Raw genomic sequence first — 17987 nt, 5'->3', positions numbered from 1 at the left:
TCCTGGGGTGGGTGAGAGCACGGCGACGAGTACGCTCCGGCGTCGCCGAATGATCGGGGCTCCCTCTCGGCAGGGAGCCGCGCGGGGCCGTCAGCCCTTGAGGATGCTGACGTCGTCGGGATTGCGCAGGTCCGGAACCGTCCAGCCGTCCAGGTCGTACTCGTCCATGGCGCTCTGCGCGAATTCCTTGCAGTAGTCGAGCAGACCGCTGCCCCGTGCGCCGAACAGGTTGGTCTGACGCGTCACGTCGTTGCTGCCGATGTAGTTGATCTCGTACAGCTCGTGACGGGCTCCGAACTCCGTACCGATGGAGTCCCAGAGCATCTTCATGACCTTGACGCGCTCCTCGGCGTCGATGCCCCCCGTACCGCGCAGGTAGGTGTCCAGATAGCCCCGGATCTCCGCGGTCTTGAAGTCGTTGGCGTGGGAGTTGAGGTAGATCAGTCCACTGGCCACGACCTGCTCGATGATGTTCTTGATCTTCGGCATGGCCAGCTGGTTCATCACGCGGTAGGCGCCGGCGAACTGCGGGTCGGGCTGGATCATGCCGCCCTTCCACGGCACCGCGCTCTTCGCCATCGCGTCCGACAGCGCCCAGAAGGTGTTGCGCCAGGCGATGACCTCGCCGAGTTGGGACATGACCCCGTGGAACGAGCCGGCCCCGGTGACATCGAGGGCGCGGGACAGCATGCCGACGAGGAAGTCCATCTTGACGGCGAACCGGGTGCACCCGTGCAGGGAGGCGCGCTCCAGGTAGCCCGAGTGGATGTTGTACTTGTTCGCCTGTTCCAGGTCGTTGTAGATGAACGCGTTCTCCCAGGGGATGAACACGTTGTCGAGGACCAGGATCGCGTCGTTCTCGTCCAGTCGGCTCGACAGCGGGTAGTCGAACGGGCTGCCCAGCACTGACGCGCGGTACTCGTTCGAGGTGCGGCAGAGCAGCTTCACGCCGGGAGCGTTGGTGGGTGTGATGAACACCGGGGAGAAGGCCGGGTCCTGCACGGCGACCTGGCCCACGTGACCGACGAAGGTGTGGTGCGTGAGGGCGGACCCGGTGGCCACCACCTTGGCACCGGTGACGTAGAAGCCGGCGTCGGTCTCCTTGGTGACCCGGATGAACACGTCCTTGCCCGCGTCCGGACCGAGGCCGCGGTCGACCGGCGGGTTCATGATGGCGTGGTTGATGTACCAGGTCTTCTCCTGGGCCTTGCGGTACCAGTTGCGCGCGTTGTCCTCGAACCCCCGGTAGAACTCGGCGTTGGCGCCGAGAGTGCCGAGGAAACAGCCCTTGTAGTCGGGAGAGCGGCCCATCCAGCCCCAGGTGATCCGCTGCCACTCGGCGATGGCGTCGCGGGAGGCCACCTGCTCCTCGACGCTCTTGGGCGCCTGGTAGAAGCGGTGGGTGAAACCTCCCCACTCCGTGGGCGCGGTGAGGATGTCCTTGCGCGCGGGGTCGTGCAGGGCGTCGTACATGCGAGCGATCATGCGAGCGGAGTTGCGGAAGGCGGGGTGTTCGGCGACGTTCTCCACCCGCTCCCCGTAGATCCAGACCTCGCGGCCGTCGTCGAGGCTTTCGAGATATTCATCTCCGGTAAAGGGGAGATACTCGCCGCCGGCAGGGCTCTGTGCCGACTGATTCGCGTTTCCCGCCGTCATTGACCGGCCCCTTCTTGTCGTTCACGGAACCGGGCCGAGCCATCGGTTCGTGCAGCCAAGGCGCGGGCAGCGATCGCACGAGGGGTTTTCTCTCATCGATCCGAAACGGCCCGCACCGTCGAATTGCCGGGAAGACTGACACGGCTACACGGCACGGGCAATAGAAAACGGAAGGGCCCAACGATGCTCGAGTGCGCCGGCCACCGACCTACGGGCCGATCGGCGCTGGAGCCAGAAACTGCCTCTGAGCAGGCGTTTCAAGAGTTGGCGCGGGTTCCGCTGCAGAGCGGACACCGGCTCGTATGTGACGCACGTCACATGGATTCGGTGGTCGATCACAGGGATGTGCTCTTGATTTCACCCTCCCTTTCCATATAGGGCGCTGCAGGGGGGTGCATAGTTCCACGTATGGCTGCTCTCACCTTCCGAGCGCGTGGCGATGCTCGGCAACGGTCCGAGTGGCCTGCAGCCAGCGGTCCATGAGGGGAGTAATCTCTCCTCCGCGCTTCCACAGCAGGGTCGCCTGCATGGACCGGAGCCATTCCGGGGGGTCGAGAAGCGCCACCGAATCACTCGATCCTGCAATGCGCTCGGTCACGAGCGCGACACCCAGCCCGGCGGCAACGAAGGCTACTGCCGTCTGCGGCGTGGAAACCTCGATGACCTCGAAGGAGTCGTCGCCCGACAAGGCTTTCTCCGCGGCGTCCGGCATACCCCAGAACGCGGAAAGCCGGGACGGCAGGATCCACCGGCCCCAGCCCTTGCCATCAGGACGGGATTCCTTGGCGCGATACCTTGGCACAGCGAGCTTGACGTTGATGTCGATAATGGGGCACCAGTCACAGCCCTCAGTGACGAACCTGGCGAATTGCGTGGACCCGAACGGGACGCAGCCCATGTCCAAATCGCCGGACAGAACACCTTGAACAATAAGGTCGGGAGTGACATCAGCCAGCGTGACGCGCGCCTTGGGGGCCTGGTCGAGGAACTCTGCCAGTACGTCCGCGATGATTTCGTTGATGACCATGGGTTCCACGCCGATGTGCAGAGCGCCGATTGCGCCCCCGCCCATCAGCTTCAGCGTCTCCACGACTCGGTTTCGGTCCGCTACCAGACGTTCGCCCCTGGAGAGGAGGTGGAGGCCTGCCTGGGTGGGGTGCACGCCTTTCGCGGTTCGCTCGAGGAGGCTCACTCCGAGCTCCCGCTCCAGCTTCGCGATGGCGTGACTCAGCGGCGGCTGCGTCATGTGCAGATTCTTGGCGGCCTGGGAAACCGAGCCCGCCTCGACGACGGCTCCGAAGTACTCGAGTTGGCGAAAATCCATGCCCTCTAGATGTCACGACTTCTGCGGAATGTCAACAGATCAGCAACCGACTTGGGAAGGCTCTGGTCGGATGAAGTCGTGGGAGCGGCGCTCTTACGATCAGGCCGTGTCCGGCCCGCTACGGCGTGCCGCCGGCTGAAACGGAGCGGGCCGGTCTGGCCGCCGCCGGTACTGAACAGCCGCCCATCCCATTCACCGCTGAACGAATTACGGTGCCGGGCAGAGAAGGAATGGGCACGGCTCAGTGGCGCCGAGCCTCAGCCGGTGAAGCAGGTCCCGCCTGCGGACCCATTTCATGGGTCATCTTGAATGTCGCAGCGGCACGGATCCGCGCTCGCCTTGCACCCCTGAGGGCACACCGTTCACCCGACCCTGGTCGTGCCGTCGGGCGGCACCGGCCATCCGCGGCGGCTTCGTGAGGCGGTAACCGTCTCCATGGCCGTCGGTGAAGCCGGGAGCGGGGGCGCCCGGGAGACGCCCCCGCTCTGCGCCGGACCGGAATGGGTGTGCGGCCTTGTCAGGCCGAGCGGGTGGTCTCCTCGTGCAGCACGGGGTGGGCGAAGGGGAGGCCGGCGGTGTAGCGGGCGAGTTCGTCAGCGGCTGCTGCCGCCATGCGGTGGAGTTCGCCGCCGAGGGAGCCGGCGACGTGCGGGGTGAGGAGGACGTTGGGCAGGTCGTACAACGGGGAGTCGGCGGGCAGGACTTCGGGGGCCGTGACGTCGAGAACCGCGTTGAGGCGGCCGGTGAGGAGTTCGTCGACCAGGGCGTCCTGGTCGACGAGGGAGCCACGGGAGGTGTTCACCAAGGTCGCGTCGTCGCGGAACAGGGCGAGCCGGCGGCGGTCGATGAGGTGCCGGGTGGCGGGGAGTTCGGGAGCGTGGACGGTGACCACGTCGCTGGCCGCGCACAGCTCGTCCAGCTCCACGGAGTGGGCGCCGAGGAGTTCGGCCTCCGTCGCGTCCACGTAGGGGTCGTGCAGGAGCAGGTCGAGGTCGTGCGGGCGGAGGAGTTCCAGGACACGGCGGCCGATGCGGGAGGCGCCGACGACGCCGACCGTACGCCGGTAGTTCCCGACGTGGGGGTAGGCGGTCAGCCAGTCGTGCTCGACGCCGCGCCGGGCGCGGTAGTCGTCCCGTAGGCGCAGCAGTTGCTTGTTGGCGAGGAGGATCATCGCCACGGTGTACTCGGCGACGGGCAGGGCGTTGGCCCAGGCCGCCGAGGTGACCTGGATCCCGCGCCGCCAGCAGGCGTCGGTGATGTGGTGCTTGACCGATCCGGCGGCGTGGATGACGGCTCGCAGCGCGGGCGCCCGGGCGAGGACGTCCTCGTCCAGCGGCGGGCAGCCCCAGCTGCTGACGATGACCTCGGTCTCGCGCAGGGCCGCGGCGGCCCGCGGGTCGTCGAAGTCGTCGACGACGAGGGCCGGGTCGAGGTCGGCGAGCGCGGTGAGCCGGTCCAGGGTGGCGCGGTCGATCAGCCGGCCGGCGAGATCGGCGTGCATGGCCAGCAGGGTGCGCGGACGCCGCCGTCCGGAGGCGGCCGGGTTCGGCGGCGCGGCTGGTGTGGTCGGGGGGTTGGACACTCGGTTCTCCGGTACGGGTGTGGCAGGGGCGGACGTCACTTGACGCTTCCCGCGGTCAGGCCGGCCTTCCAGTGGCGCTGCAGGGCGATGAAGGCGATGACCAGCGGGACGATGCCGAGCAGGGAGCCGGTGACGACCAGCGGGTAGTACTCGGGGAAGGCGTGGGTCTGGGTGTTCCAGCTGTACAGGCCGAGACTGAGGGGGAACAGCCGGTTGTCGGACAGCATCACCAGGGGCAGGAAGAAGTTGTTCCAGATGGCGGTGAACTGGAACAGGAAGACGGTGACGAGTCCGGGCATCACCATCCGCAGCCCCACCGACCAGAAGGTCCGCAGCTCGCCGGCGCCGTCCATGCGGGCGGCCTCCAGCACCTCGCCCGGTACGTATCCGGCGCAGAAGACGCGTGCCAGGTAGACGCCGAAGGGGTTGACGAGGCTGGGGACGAACACGGCCCAGAAGGTGTTGACGACGCCCAACTTGGAGGCCAGCAGGTACATCGGCAGCGCGAGCGCGGTGGTGGGCACCAGCACGCCGAGCAGGACGAGCCCGAACAGCTTCTCCTTGCCGGGGAAGCTGTAGACGTGGAAGGCGTACCCCGCGCAGACGCACACGAGCGCGCACAGCAGGGCGCCGATCCCGGCGTACAGCAGGGAGTTGGCGTACCAGCGGAAGTAGATGCCGTCGCCGGCCGTGGCCAGGGCGTGCAGGTTGGCGCCGAGGTGCCAGGTGGAGGGGGTGAGGGTACGGCCGCCGAGCAGGTCGCCGGTGTTCTTGGCGGCGGCGGTGAGCAGCCAGGCGAGCGGCAGCAGGGTGTACGCGGTGGCCAGTACCAGGGCGCCGTTCACGGCGGTCTTGGACAGCGACCAGGGGCGGCCCTTCACGCGTGCGGTGCCGGGCTGTGCGGTGGCGGTGGTCATGCGGCGGCCTCCGTGGCGGGCTGGGGCCGGTCCTCGCCCCGGGCGCGGGTGGCCCGGGTGACGACGAAGGAGAGAGCGGCGGCGGCCAGCGCCAGCAGGACCGAGGAGGCGGCGGCCAGGCCGTAGTCGTGCCGCTCGAAGGCCGCGGTGTAGGCGTACATGTTGGGGGACCAGGTGGAGACGACGCTGGGGGTGGTGCCGTGCAGGATCATCGGCTCGGTGAACAGCTGCAGGGAGCCGATGACGGTGAACAGGCCGACGACCGCGAGCGAGGAACGGATCAGCGGGATCTTGACGCTGAGCGCCGTGCGCAGCGGCCCGGCACCGTCGACCACGGCGGCCTCCAGGACCTCGCGCGGGATGGCCTGCAACGCGGCGAAGAAGATCACCATGTTGTAGCCGGTCCACTCCCACACCGCCATGTTGACGACGGCCGGCAGGGGATGGCCCAGCAGGTCGGCGCGGGCGCCGAGCGAGTTCAGGGCGCCGATCACCGGGCTGATGCCGGGCGTGTAGAGGTAGATCCAGACCAGGGTGGCGATGGTGCCCGGCACCGCGTGCGGCAGGAACAGGGCGAGCTGGAAGAACCGGCGGGCCTTGACCAGGGCGGAGTCCAGCAGCAGGGCCAGCACCAGCGCCAGGATCATCATCAGCGGGATGTAGAGCAGGCAGTACTGCGCCAGGTTGAGGAAGCCGCCGCGGAAGGCCGCGTCGCCCAGTGCCCGGGTGTAGTTCCCGAGTCCCGTGAAGACGGTCTCGCTGCCGCCGAAGCCGAGGCCGGAGCGGTGCTCGGCGTAGAGGCTGAGGTAGACGGCGTAGCCGACCGGCACCAGCGTGGCCCCGGTGAAGAGCACGAAGAACGGAGCGAGCAGCACGGCGGGCGCCGCGTACCGCCGCCGCCGGACGGCAGCGGTACGCGAGGGCGCGGCGGAGGCCGTGCGGTTGTGCGTGGGAGCGGTTGGGGTCACGGTGCGGAGACCTTCAGACCGCGGTTCTTCAGCTCGGCGACGGTGTCCTTCTGCGCGGTCGCGAGGGCCTGGGCGATGGTGCCGGAACCGGAGGAGAGCTTGCCGAAGGAGTCCTTCAGGGAGTTGTTGGTGACGCCCATCGCCGGACCCCAGGTCCACTTCTGCTCGATGGACTCGGCGGCGCTCTTGTAGACACCGTAGATGTCCTGCCCGCCGTAGAAGTCGGCCTTGAACGCCTTCGCGGCCACCGGCACCAGCGCGGGGTCGGCCGGGAAGGCGGAGGAGTCACCGGAGGAGATCCGGGCCTGGATGCCCTCGGCGGTGGTGGTGGCCCAGGTGGCGAATTCGACGGCGGCCTCCGCCTTCTTGCTGTCCTTGGAGACGGCGAAGGTGGTGCCGCCGAGCATGCCGCTCGCGGGGGTGCCGTTCCAGGACGGCAGCGGGGCGACGGCCCACTTTCCGGCCTGGTCCTTCGGAAGGGTGCCCTTCAGCACGCCGCCGCCCCAGGACGCCCCCAGGTAGCCGGCCGTCTGGCCCTTCTGCAGCGAGGCGGTCCACTGCTGGCTGAACGAGGGCTCGACGCGGACCAGGTCGTCGTTGATCATCTTCTGCCAGTAGTCGGCGACCTTCTTCGTCTCGGGCGCCTCCAGGCTCACCTGCCAGGTGTCCCCGGCGGTGCCGAACCACTGGGCGCCCGCCTGCCAGGCCATCGCCTCGAAGGTGGTCGGGTCGTCGGGGAAGAACGTGGCGATACGGCTGCCGGGCTGGGCCTTCTTCAGCTTCTCGGCGGCCGTGCGGAACTCGTCCCAGGTCGTGGGCGCTTTGATGCCCGCCTTGTCGAACAGGTCCTTGCGGTAGTAGAAGGCCTGCGGGGCCGCGTCCAGCGGCAGCGCGTACGTGGCACCGCCGAGAGTGGTCAGCTGCACCGCCTGCGGCAGGTACTTCGCCTTCAGGTCGGCGCCGACGTACTTGCCGATGTCCTGGACGGCCCCCTGGCTGACGAAGTCCGGCAGCTGCGGGTACTCGACGTTGAACACGTCGGGGGCGTTGTGGGCCTTGACCGCGTTGGAGAGTTTCGCATAGCCGCCGGCCGCGCCGGAGGGGATCTCCTCGTAGCTGACGTGCACGTCCTTGTGGGAGGCGTTGAAAGCGTCCACCACCTGTTGGGTGCCCTTCGCCCAACCCCAGAACGTGATGTCGACGGGCTTGCCCGAGCCGGACGACGGGCTGTTGTCGTCGCTGCCGCAGGCGGCGAGGAGGGTGGCGGACAGCGCGGCGGCGGTGAGCGCGGCGGCGGCGCGGAGGGCTGTGCGACTGCGGGTGGGGGCAGCGGACATGGCTCGGCTCCTGGGAGACGGGACGGGTGGAGTGTGCCCGGTGCGGAGCCGGCGGCGGGAAGCCGGCCGGGCTCCGGGGCCGTCGGGCCCGGGTACCGCACATCTTGGGAACGCTTCAGATCGAAGTCAATACCTTTCGATCGAACGATCTCATATGATCAGGAGGTAAGGGAGGTGCTCAGCGCGGATGTTCTGCGGATTCGTGACGCCGGCAGGCTGCGGAAGCCCCGTGTTCAGATCATTCGATCGATTGCATTGACGATCGATCGGTCGACTTCTAGATTCGGGACCCCGAGCAAGGAGCCTCGCCATGCCGCGCACGTCCCTCCCACCCGAGGACCGCTCGCTCAGCCCGTACACGGGCTGGACCCGCGCCCACTGGGAGGCCGTGGCGGACGGGCTGCTCACCGCGGCGCTGCGGCACGCCGGGCCCGGCCACGCGCTGATCGCGCTGCCCGGCCCGCGCCCGAGCTGGTCCGGCCCGCGCTCGGACGCGCTGGAGGGCCACGCCCGCACCTTCCTGCTGGCCGCCCTCCGCGTCGCGGGCGCCGGCGGGCAGGATCCCCTGCGACTGCTCGACCGGTACGCCGAGGGGCTGGCCGCGGGAACGCGGTGCCCCACGGGGGAAAGGGAGCTGACCGGTCGCGACCCGGTCGCCTGGCCGGCTGTCACCGACCGGGGACAGGCCATGGTGGAGGCGGCCTCCGTCGCGCTCGCCCTCCGTCTGACCCGGCCCTGGCTGTGGGACCGCCTCCCCGCACGGACCCGCACCCGCGCCGCCGACTGGCTCGCGGGCGCACTGCGCCACACCCCCGTCGACAACAACTGGTGGCTCTTCCAGGTCACCGTCGGAGGCTTCCTCGCCGAGACCGGCCACCACACCGAGGCCGCCGAACGCGCCGTCGCCCAGGGCCTGTCCAGGATCGAGCAGTGGTACCTGGGCGAGGGCTGGTACACCGACGGACGGCCGCGCGCCTTCGACCACTACAACGGGTGGGCCTTCCACCTCTACCCCGTCCTGCACGCCCACCTGGCGGACGACAGACGGCTGCTCGACCGCTACGGCACCCGGCTCGCCGCCCACCTCGGGCAGTACGCGCACACCTTCGGCGGCGACGGCGCCCCGCTGCACCAGGGCCGTTCGCTCATCTACCGGTTCGCCTCCGCCGCCGCACCATGGGCCGGCGCCCTGACCGGCCACACCCCGCTGAGTCCGGGCACCACACGACGGCTGGCCTCCGGCACCCTGCGCCACTTCCTCGACCACGGCGCCGTGGACGACGACGGCCTGCTCACTCTCGGCTGGTTCGGTTCCTGCCCTCCGCTGGTGCAGTCGTACTCGGGCCCCGCCTCGCCGTACTGGGCGAGCAAGGGGTTCCTCGGCCTGCTGCTGCCGCCCGGCCACCCCGTGTGGACGGCCGTGGAGGAACCCGCACCGGCCGAGCGCGGCGACGCCGTGGTCCCGGTGCGCGGAGCGGGCTGGCTGATCCAGTCCACGGCCGCCGACGGACTCGTACGCGTGCACAACCACGGCAGCGACAACCAGCCGGCCGACGAGGTCCTGCCGGACGACCCGCTGTACGCGCGCCTGGCGTACTCCACCGCCACCGGGCCGGCCTTCGAGGGCACCGCCGACAACCACTTCGCGCTGCTGGACGGCGGCGAGGCGAGCGAGCGCGGCCCGATCGTCCCGCTCGGCACGGGACCCGGCTGGGCGGCCTCCGCCCACCGGCCCCGCGTCGGAGGTGCCGAACTGCCGGGCGTCGGCGTCACCTCCCTGGTGCTCGCCGCCGGAGCCGAGGAGGTCCACGCGCACCTGGTCACCGGCGCCGCCGGCGGGACCGGGGTACGGCACACGGGATGGGCCGTGGCCGGGAACGCGGTGGAGACGGCTGTGACCGGAGACGGAGCACGGGTACGGGTCACCGGGTCCACGCTGGTCTCCGAGGCCGTCGCCCTGCACGGCCTGGACACCGCCACGACCGAGCCCGTGCCTGCGGGCACCGCGTTCGGGCCCGCGGCGGCGGTCCCGGTGCTGACCGGCACGGTCACGGGGGAGGAGTGCCTGTTCGTCTCGGCGGTGCGGCTGAGCGGAGCCGGGACCGCGCCGCCGGCCGCGCGGGTCGTGGTGGAGGGCGCCCCGACGGGGCACCGGCTGCGCGTCCACTGGCCGGACGGCAGCCGCCGCGAGGCCCTCATCCGCGCGGACGAGGTGACCGTCGCCTCGGACGAGGACTGATCAAATTGCTGAGCAATAGATCAGTAATGTATCGAACGCTAGACTCGTGGTGAGTCAGATCAGGGAGAAGGGGACCGTCATGTCGATCGCGGCAGACGAGCGCCGGACGCGGATCCTGGAGATCGTGCGCAAGCTCGGCACGGTCCGGGTGACAGACCTCGCGGCCCGTCTGGACCTCCCGGCGGTCACCGTGCGCCGGGATGTGGCGACCCTCGCCGAGACAGGCCTGTTGCGCCGCTCGCACGGCTCGGTCTCGGTCCCGGACGAGCGGGCAGGTGCCGAGGCCGACGCCCGCACCCTCGGCCTGATCGTGCCCACGGTGAGCCGCACCGTCAGCCAGTACTTCGACGAAGTGATCGCCGGGGCGCGCGCCGCAGCCGCCGACGCCGGAGCACACCTGGTGCTCGGCATCTCGTCCTATGACCCCGGCGCCGACCGCGGCCAAGCGGAACAACTGCTCAAGTCGGGCGCCGAGGGACTCATGCTCACACCCAACTGGATGTCCACGAGCAACCCGGACGACCGCCTCTGGCTCAACGAACTGCCGGTCCCGACGGTGCTGGTCGAACGCCGGGCCGCCGTCGGCACGGCCGCCGCGGAACTCGACTCGGTCAGCTCCGACCACCATCACGGCGTGCTGCTCGCCCTGCGCCACCTGGCCGCGCTCGGCCACGACACCGTCGCCCTTGCCGCCCGCCGCGACACCTGGACGGCACTGAAGGTACGCAGCGGTTACGCCGAAGGTTGCGCCACCCTTGGCCTGACACCGCAGCCGGTGATCGACATCGACGATCCTGCCACGGCCCCCGAGCGGGTGGCCGGCCAGCTTGCCGAGGCCGTCGGACGGGGCGTGCGAGCCGCGCTCGTGCACAACGATCAGGACGCCATCCAGCTCCCGGCACTGCTGCGCGCACGCGGCCTGTCCGTCCCCGAGGACCTGGCGCTGATCAGCTACGACGACGTCTTCGCGGCCCTCGGCGCCCCGCCGCTGACCGCCGTGGCCCCGCCCAAACGGGCAGTCGGCGCCGCCGCCGTCGACCTGCTGCTGCGGCGGCTGCGGCACGGCTCGGCCCTCCCGATCCACCGGGTGGAACTGCTCCCCGAACTGAAAGTACGCGCCTCCTGCGGCCGTGAGAGAACCGCCTGAGAGGCGGCCGCGGCCGCGTCGTCCGCTGCCCCGGCGGACTCTCACGACGTGGGAGAGCCCGCCGGGCTGTGGGCTGAAGGTCAGCTGATCCGGCCAGCGAAGCGGTAGCGGAAGCCGTCGGCCGCGGTGACGACCACGTCGTAGTAGCCGTCCTGGTCGGTCGGCCATTCCACGACCGCGGGCTTGCCCTGACCGACGTACACCGTCTTGTGGCCGCCCTCGTAGTCGTTGGCGGCCAAGGCGAAGCGGACCTGGTCGCGTCCACCACTGGACAACTGGAGCCGCAGCGTACGGTGGCCGGGCACGAGTTCGGCCTCGACCTGCGGGACGGCACCGGCGTTCCGGCCGCCCGGAACGACGCTTCCGGCGAAGGACCGTACGAACCGGTCGGGGCCGTAGACGCTGAAGGCGTACTTCCCGTCGGTCGTCGCCGTGTCCCACTCGTAGCTCTTCGCGCCGTCCTTGGTGACGGTGAACGGCGTCGCCTCGAAGTCGCGGTAGTCGTCCGGGAACACCTGCATGCTCACGCCCTGCGCACCCTCGTTGGTGAGGGTCGCGGTGACCTTGCCGCTGGAGCGGTCGACGGTCACGGTGGCGTGCTGCTGGTAGGGCACGGACCTCGCCTTCAGCCGGCCGGACGGCGGCACCGGCATCGACTGCTGCCCCGGGGCCGGTATCGCCTTGGAGATCGACGGCAGCGTCCGGTCGTGCTCCGCGGCCGCGACCAGCACGTCGACCGACGGCAGGTCGGGCAGCGAGGTGTCGGCCGTGGAGAAGTCGATCGCCGACGTCAGGTCACCGCACACCGTCCGGCGCCAGTCGCTGATGTTCTCGCAGATCGCCGGCTTGCCCATGCTCGTGGTCCAGTGCTCCAGGAACCGGATGATCGAGGTGTGGTCGAACACCTCCGAGGACACCCAGCCACCCCGCGTCCACGGCGAGACCAGGGTCATCGGCACGCGTGCGCCCGGACCGATCGGCAGCCCCTGCACGAATTCGCCCTCCGTGCCGGGCTCCGGCAGCGGCGCCTGCACGTGGTCGAAGTAGCCGTCGTTCTCGTCGAAGGTGAGGATCAGCAGCGTGGACTTCCACAGCTCCTCGTTCTCGTGCAGCGCCCGGATGACCCGGTCGGAGTAGACGGCGCCGTAGTCGGGAGCGCCGGCCGGGTGCTCCGACCACAGGTACGGCGCGACGACCCAGGAGACCTCCGGCAGCGGCCGCTCCGCGCCGGGCTTGCAGGCGTCGATGAAGTCCTTGAGGACGTAGTCGACGTTCTGGTTGGAGTTGGGCCCGGTCGGCTTGGTGTGAGTCTGCAGCACGTTGCCGCGCGCGAGCAGCCCGTCGGGCGAGGTGTCGGCACCGGGCTGCGCCGGGTTGAACGCCGCGAAGGAGCGTACGGTGTTGTCGGTGTAGTCGCCGAGCCAGTTGCTGTCGGTGTCGTTGTTGACATAGGTCTGCCAGGACACCCCGGCCTTCTGAAGGACCTCGGGGTAGGTCTCCCAGGTGTATCGGTAGCGGTAGTCGCCGCCGTTGTTGATGGCCGGTCCGTTGTTCGCGCCGGTCGGGTCGATGGCGCCGGCCCACATGTAGATGCGGTTGGGGCTGGTGCTGGTGGCGATCGAACAGTGGTTGTGGTCGCAGACGGTGTATGCCGAGGCCAGGGCGTACTGCCAGGGGATGTCCTCGCCGGTGAAGTAGCCCATGGTCTGCTCGCCCTTTGCGGCGATCCAGCCGTTGTTCTTGCCCGTCGCCCAGGCGTTGTGGCCGTCCGACCAACCGTGCGGCAGGCCGCCCGCGTTCTGCGCGTTGTACTTGCCCGTCTCCAGACGGAAGGGCAGCAGGTGGCCGCCGTCGGTCCGCTTGGCGTCCGGCTGGTGGAAGACGGTGGTGTCGTCCGGGTAGCGCAGGGCTTGCTTGTCGCCGAAGCCGCGGACGCCCGGGAGCATGCCGAAGTAGTGGTCGAAGGAACGGTTCTCCTGCATGAGGATCACCACGTGCTTGAGATCGGCGATCGTGCCGGTGAATCCGGTGGCCGCCGCTGCCGTATCGGCCGGCGCGGCCGCGGCCTTGCCGGTGCCCGCCGCCGTGAGGCCGGTGGCCGCCGCGACCGTCGCCGACGCCGCGGCCGCCTGCAGCAGCCTGCGCCTGCTCAGGCCCGAACGGAAGATTGACGCGGGAACGCCTCGCGGGATGCGGCCGGTTGTGCCGGCCAGCGAGCCATCGGGGTTGGTCTCGGGAAGGTGCTTGGTGGGCTCGTCGGCATGCGACATGCGAATGATCCTTTCGATGTGGCACTCGGACCGGAGCGCGGCAGCAGCACGGGCCGACAGTCCCTCGGGGCGGGGGTGACCGGTGGCGGCAGCCATCGGACGCACAGCGGGAAGGTCCGAGATCGCGGTGGGGAGGAGCGGGTGGAGGTCCGCCTGCGGTGGGGAAACGCGGCGAACGGCGGGGAAGGTGACGCGCGACTGCCTTGGTGGCGGCCGCCGTTGGACGAGCGCCTCGGGATCGGTTCGCACCGGCACGGCCGCTGTCCCAGCCTCGTCACAGCAGTCGCGTGGGCAGGTGCCGGAGACGGTGAAGGACAGCGCATGGTGCACGAAGAGGAACACCGGCTTGTCGCGCCGCCGCCTGTGGGTGAGGCGCTTGTCAGTCAGTTCAGTTGCGGAATGAGGGCCTCTCCTTCGTGGGCAGCCACTCGCGGCGGGGGAGCGTGGTGGCGGCGACTGATCGATGGCGTCTGCAGCTTTCCGACAGTCGGGCCAACCTGGCAAGACCAGTTGCCGACTTGTCTCGTATTGTTCACTCCCGCCCGGGCGGGAGCGGTGTGTGGACGCCTCGGGTATGTCGCCCGTACACCGGAGGGAGAGAACGCGTAAGCCGCCGGACATCACGAGTTCATCGCCGCGCTCCGCCCCTGCGCCGCCCTGGCGGCCTCGCCGAAAGGGCGCGCTGTGCCTGCGCATCGGCCCGCGAGCCCGCCCTTCGGGTCAGCGGACCGGCGGTCCCTGGTACGCGCCGGCGGCGGGGTGTCGCTTCGGGATCGGGAAGCCGAAGTAGTCGTGGCGGCCCGCGTCCGGCACGGGTACGCCCAGGCCGAGTGCGGAGGATCCCTGGGCGACGCGGAGGGAGCCGGGGTCGGCGGCGTCGGCGCCCGCCAGGGCGGCGATCAGCTTCGGGTCCGCGGTGCTGCCGCCGGGGTTCGTGCCGCTGCCGTCGGTGTTGGCGGGCACGCCGCCCGGGACGCCGTACAGGACGTTGTGGTCGAAGTGCAGGTCCGGCGTCGGGTTCTTGAAGCGGTAGGAGTCGGTGGCGGTGTCCCCCGGACCGGCGAAGATGTTGTTGCGGACCGTCAGTTCGTGCCGGGTGGTGGCAGGCGAACCGGCGTCGTCCTGCACCAGGTAGGTGGGGACGGCTTCCTTGTTGAGGAAGGTGTTGTTGTAGATCTGCGTGTTCAGGATCGGGCCCCAGCAGTTCTGCAGCAGCCGGGCGCCGTCGTTGTGGCTGATGTTGTAGCGGGCGACGACGTCGACGGTCTTCGCGCCGCTGTACGGGCAGTTCAGCAGGAAGCCGCCCTTGTTGTCATGGCTGTAGTTGTACTGGAACACGGTGTGGTTCGAGGCGCCGTCGGCGTCGAAGGACATGCCGTCCAGGCTGTTGCCGCCGCCGGACACCTCGTTGTACTGGATGAGGGTGTCGTCGGTGTTGAACGTCCAGATGCCGGCGTTGGCGACCTTGGAGCGCAGCTGGAAGCCGTCCACCCGGTTGTGCTCGACGACCGCCCCCGAGGTGGTGTCGAGCTTCATCGCGTCACCGGCGATCGACGTCAGCGTGTTGTGGTCGATGCGGACACGGGTGCTCGGCGTCCACGGGCCCGGGTAGGCCTTGGGGTCCTGCTGGTCGCCCACCAGGTCGCGACGGGAGAACGTCGACTTGAAGTAGATGCCCTCCCGGTCCACGTCCTGGATGCGGTTCCCCGTGATCCGCAGGTCGTCGAAGGCGCTCGCGGTCGTCGTGCCGGCGACGTCGATCTGGATGCCGCTGGAACCGGTGAGGGTCTTGAAGTCGCCGCCACGCACCGCGTGGACGTCCAGGCCGGAGAGCACGTAGTGGTGGCCGATGCCGTAGTCGGCCAGCTCCAGCCGGACGCCATTGCGCTCGGTGCCCGGCGTGCCGCCGGAGTTGGTGATCTCCAGGTCGCGGACCTCGACGTACTCCATGTTGCGCAGCAGCACTGTGTCGTGCAGGCCGCCGCCCTCCAGATGCGGCAGCGCACCGGTGCCGTAGGCGCCGATCCGGATGGGCGCGGCGGCGGAGCCGGCGCCGGTCGGGGCGAGGGCGCCGGTGCAGGTCGTGCCGCGCGCGATGCGCAACTGGTCGCCAGGGCCGTAGCGATGCGCGCCGGCCTGAGCCAGGGAGGTCCAGGGGTGCGCGTGGCTGCCGTCGCCCGGTCCGCCGTCCGCGGAGCAGTCGAGGTAGTAGCGATATCCGGGCGGGGCACTGTCAGCGAGGGCGGGGGACGCGGTGGCGGTGGCGGCCAGCGCGACTCCCACTGCGCCGGCGAGCACGGCGCCGAGGCGGGCGCCGGAGGGGCGGTAGGGCATGTGGGTCCTCTCTGAGGAGGGAGCGGCATGGAGTGGGGCAGGCCGCGCGCGTCGTGCGACGGGTCTCCGCCCCGAGTGGTGCCTCACCGTAGGGTGGCCGACTGACTGACCGCGGTCAAGCCATATGGACACCTTGATCGCCATATGATCGAAAGGGTGCGCCTGGCCCTCTCGCCGATCGTTCGATCAGGTGCGCCGACCCCCAAGAGCCGTTCGTCGCACGATGGATACCGCTTACCGCATACGGTCGACCGGATGGTGTTCAACCAGGGGCGGGATTCGTACCGTCCGGGATCATGAGTCCTCCTGTTGCTCCTCCGGGATGGAGCCGCTGGCTGGTTCCGCCCGCCGCTCTGTCGGTCCACCTCTCCATCGGCCAGGCCTACGCCTGGAGCGTGTTCAAACCGCCCCTGGAGTCCGCGCTCCACCTCGACGGCACCGAAAGCGCGCTGCCGTTCCAGCTGGCCATCGTGATGCTCGGTCTGTCCGCCGCGTTCGGCGGCACGCTCGTGGAGCGCAACGGACCGCGCTGGGCGATGACCGTCGCCCTGGTCTGCTTCTCCTCCGGTTTCCTGCTCGCCGCCCTGGGGGCGCACACCGAGCAGTACTGGCTGATCGTCTTCGGCTACGGATTCGTCGGAGGCATCGGACTGGGCATCGGCTACATCTCGCCCGTCTCCACCTTGATCAAGTGGTTCCCGGACCGGCCCGGCATGGCCACCGGAATCGCCATCATGGGCTTCGGCGGCGGCGCGTTGATCGCCTCGCCCTGGTCGGCGCAGATGCTGGACTCGTTCGGCGCCGATCACTCGGGGATCGCCCTCGCCTTCCTCGTGCACGGGCTGGCGTACGCCGTCTTCATGTCCCTGGGCGTCCTGTTGGTGCGGGTGCCGCGCGCCAGGAAGCCCGCCGAGAGCGGGCCGAGTGCCTTCGTGGGCACCCAGGTCTCCGCCCACAGTGCCGTGCGCACCCCGCAGTTCTGGTGCCTTTGGCTCGTGCTCTGCATGAACGTGACCGCCGGCATCGGCATCCTGGAGAAGGCCGCCCCGATGATCACGGACTTCTTCGCGGACAGCTCCACTCCGGTGTCGGCGTTCGCGGCCGCCGGCTTCGTCGCCCTGCTGTCGGCGGCCAACATGGCGGGCCGCATCGGCTGGTCCTCGACCTCGGACCTGATCGGACGCAAGAACATCTACCGCGTCTACCTGGGCGTCGGCGCGCTCATGTACCTGCTCATCGCGTCGTTCGGCGACTCGTCCAAGCCGCTGTTCATCCTGTGCGCGCTCGTGATCCTCTCCTTCTACGGCGGCGGGTTCGCGACGATCCCCGCCTATCTGAAGGACCTGTTCGGAACCTACGAGGTCGGCGCGATCCACGGCCGGCTGCTCACCGCGTGGTCGACCGCCGGCGTTCTCGGTCCGCTGATCGTGAACTGGATCGCCGACCGCCAGGAGGAGGCCGGCAAGCACGGGTCGTCCCTGTACGGCCTCTCCTTCATGATCATGATCGGACTGCTCGTCGTCGGGTTCATCGCCAACGAGTTCGTACGGCCCGTCCATCCCCGCCACCACATTCCCGCACCGAAGGAGGCCGCCGATGGCCGACGCGAGCAGCCCGCCTGACCGGCGAGCACTGATCACCCTCTCCTGGCTGTGGGTGGGAGCGCCCCTGTGCTACGGCCTCTACGAACTCGTCCTGAAGGCCAAACAGCTCTTCATCGGGTGAGGCAACCGGCGCCGTACGGGAGATGCCCGGGCGCCCGAGAGCCGGCGCGCAGCCGACCACACGGGCGTCCCCCTTCCCCGTCGACACCCTGCTCGGCCGGCTCCGCGTTGGTTCGACGTACTGCGCGGAAGGCAACCCGGGAGTCGACATCCATCACGCCGGCAGCTGGCCGCTTGGGTCGGTGATCCCGCGCCGTCACCGGCCCCGCAACGCAAGGCCTAGGCCCTGTCGTCACATTCCCGCCTGCCCCGCGACGCCTGGCACGCACTCTCGCCACACCGGGCGAAAGCCCAAGTAGGTCCAGTACGAGGACTTCCGCCCGGCATGCCGAGAGCACGCACCAGACGCCGCGGAGCCGCCCTTCGGGCGACGACGGGAATGTGACGACAGGACCTAGTAGACTGTCGCGGCTAATGTTTGGGGTAGAGGTGGCGCAGTTTGATGCGTGCATCGTGGGTGGTGAACTGCCAGTCCACCTGACGTTGGTC

General features: G+C 69.7%; 12 protein-coding genes. 4 read left to right on the top strand and 8 right to left on the bottom strand.

The annotated features are described in order from the left end of the window. Nucleotides 1-90 precede the first annotated feature (90 nt). The 6 genes from ACIQFZ_RS22770 to ACIQFZ_RS22745 form a co-directional block, all read right to left on the bottom strand. Nucleotides 91-1656 (bottom strand): 4-hydroxyphenylacetate 3-hydroxylase N-terminal domain-containing protein, encoded by a 1566-nt coding sequence (locus tag ACIQFZ_RS22770; RefSeq protein WP_365430685.1) that lies wholly within the window; start codon nt 1654-1656, stop codon nt 91-93. Nucleotides 1657-2074: 418 nt separating this feature from the next. Then, nucleotides 2075-2980, bottom strand: coding sequence for a LysR family transcriptional regulator (locus tag ACIQFZ_RS22765; protein WP_365430683.1), 906 nt, complete (start codon nt 2978-2980; stop codon nt 2075-2077). A gap of 517 nt (nt 2981-3497) precedes the next feature. Further along, a complete protein-coding gene (locus tag ACIQFZ_RS22760; RefSeq protein WP_402692050.1) occupies nt 3498-4481 on the bottom strand; it encodes a hydroxyacid dehydrogenase in 984 nt (327 codons plus the stop codon). Nucleotides 4482-4597: 116 nt separating this feature from the next. Continuing rightward, the gene (locus tag ACIQFZ_RS22755) at nt 4598-5479 is read right to left on the bottom strand and encodes a carbohydrate ABC transporter permease (protein WP_365426837.1); all 882 of its coding nucleotides are present in this window, start codon (nt 5477-5479) and stop codon (nt 4598-4600) included. Beyond that, complete coding sequence (locus ACIQFZ_RS22750) at nt 5476-6447, bottom strand: carbohydrate ABC transporter permease (RefSeq protein ID WP_383062865.1); 972 nt, start codon at nt 6445-6447, stop codon at nt 5476-5478. Before ACIQFZ_RS22750 ends, ACIQFZ_RS22755 begins: the two co-directional genes overlap by 4 nt. Continuing rightward, a complete protein-coding gene (locus ACIQFZ_RS22745; protein ID WP_365426834.1) occupies nt 6444-7784 on the bottom strand; it encodes an extracellular solute-binding protein in 1341 nt (446 codons plus the stop codon). Before ACIQFZ_RS22745 ends, ACIQFZ_RS22750 begins: the two co-directional genes overlap by 4 nt. Nucleotides 7785-8094: 310 nt before the next feature. On the opposite strand from ACIQFZ_RS22745, the gene ACIQFZ_RS22740 reads away from it, so the two are divergent. Both ACIQFZ_RS22740 and ACIQFZ_RS22735 read left to right on the top strand, forming a co-directional pair. Then, entirely contained in the window at nt 8095-10023 is a 1929-nt protein-coding gene (locus ACIQFZ_RS22740; RefSeq protein ID WP_365426832.1) for a DUF2264 domain-containing protein, read from the top strand. Nucleotides 10024-10102: 79 nt separating this feature from the next. Continuing rightward, entirely contained in the window at nt 10103-11170 is a 1068-nt protein-coding gene (locus tag ACIQFZ_RS22735; RefSeq protein ID WP_402692006.1) for a LacI family DNA-binding transcriptional regulator, read from the top strand. 80 nt (nt 11171-11250) lie between these two features. Here the strand turns inward: ACIQFZ_RS22735 and ACIQFZ_RS22730 are convergent, their stop codons facing one another. Both ACIQFZ_RS22730 and ACIQFZ_RS22725 read right to left on the bottom strand, forming a co-directional pair. Next, nucleotides 11251-13440, bottom strand: coding sequence for a phosphocholine-specific phospholipase C (locus ACIQFZ_RS22730; protein ID WP_402692005.1), 2190 nt, complete (start codon nt 13438-13440; stop codon nt 11251-11253). A gap of 720 nt (nt 13441-14160) precedes the next feature. Next, nucleotides 14161-15774 (bottom strand): right-handed parallel beta-helix repeat-containing protein, encoded by a 1614-nt coding sequence (locus ACIQFZ_RS22725; RefSeq protein WP_376652940.1) that lies wholly within the window; start codon nt 15772-15774, stop codon nt 14161-14163. Nucleotides 15775-16070: 296 nt separating this feature from the next. Between ACIQFZ_RS22725 and ACIQFZ_RS22720 the strand changes: the two genes are divergently transcribed. Further along, nucleotides 16071-17396 carry an OFA family MFS transporter gene (locus ACIQFZ_RS22720; RefSeq protein WP_383062876.1) on the top strand — a complete coding sequence of 442 codons (1326 nt, stop codon included), beginning with the start codon at nt 16071-16073 and terminating at the stop codon, nt 17394-17396. Next, the gene (locus tag ACIQFZ_RS22715; RefSeq protein WP_383062879.1) at nt 17371-17499 is read left to right on the top strand and encodes a hypothetical protein; all 129 of its coding nucleotides are present in this window, start codon (nt 17371-17373) and stop codon (nt 17497-17499) included. Before ACIQFZ_RS22720 ends, ACIQFZ_RS22715 begins: the two co-directional genes overlap by 26 nt. Nucleotides 17500-17987: the final 488 nt, after the last annotated feature.

It is taken from the genome of Streptomyces sp. NPDC093064, assembly GCF_044754605.1.
In the GTDB taxonomy this organism is placed as follows: Bacteria; Actinomycetota; Actinomycetes; order Streptomycetales; family Streptomycetaceae; genus Streptomyces.
The sequence above is the reverse complement of the archived record's forward strand: the minus strand, read 5'-3'. Positions and strand labels throughout refer to the sequence as shown.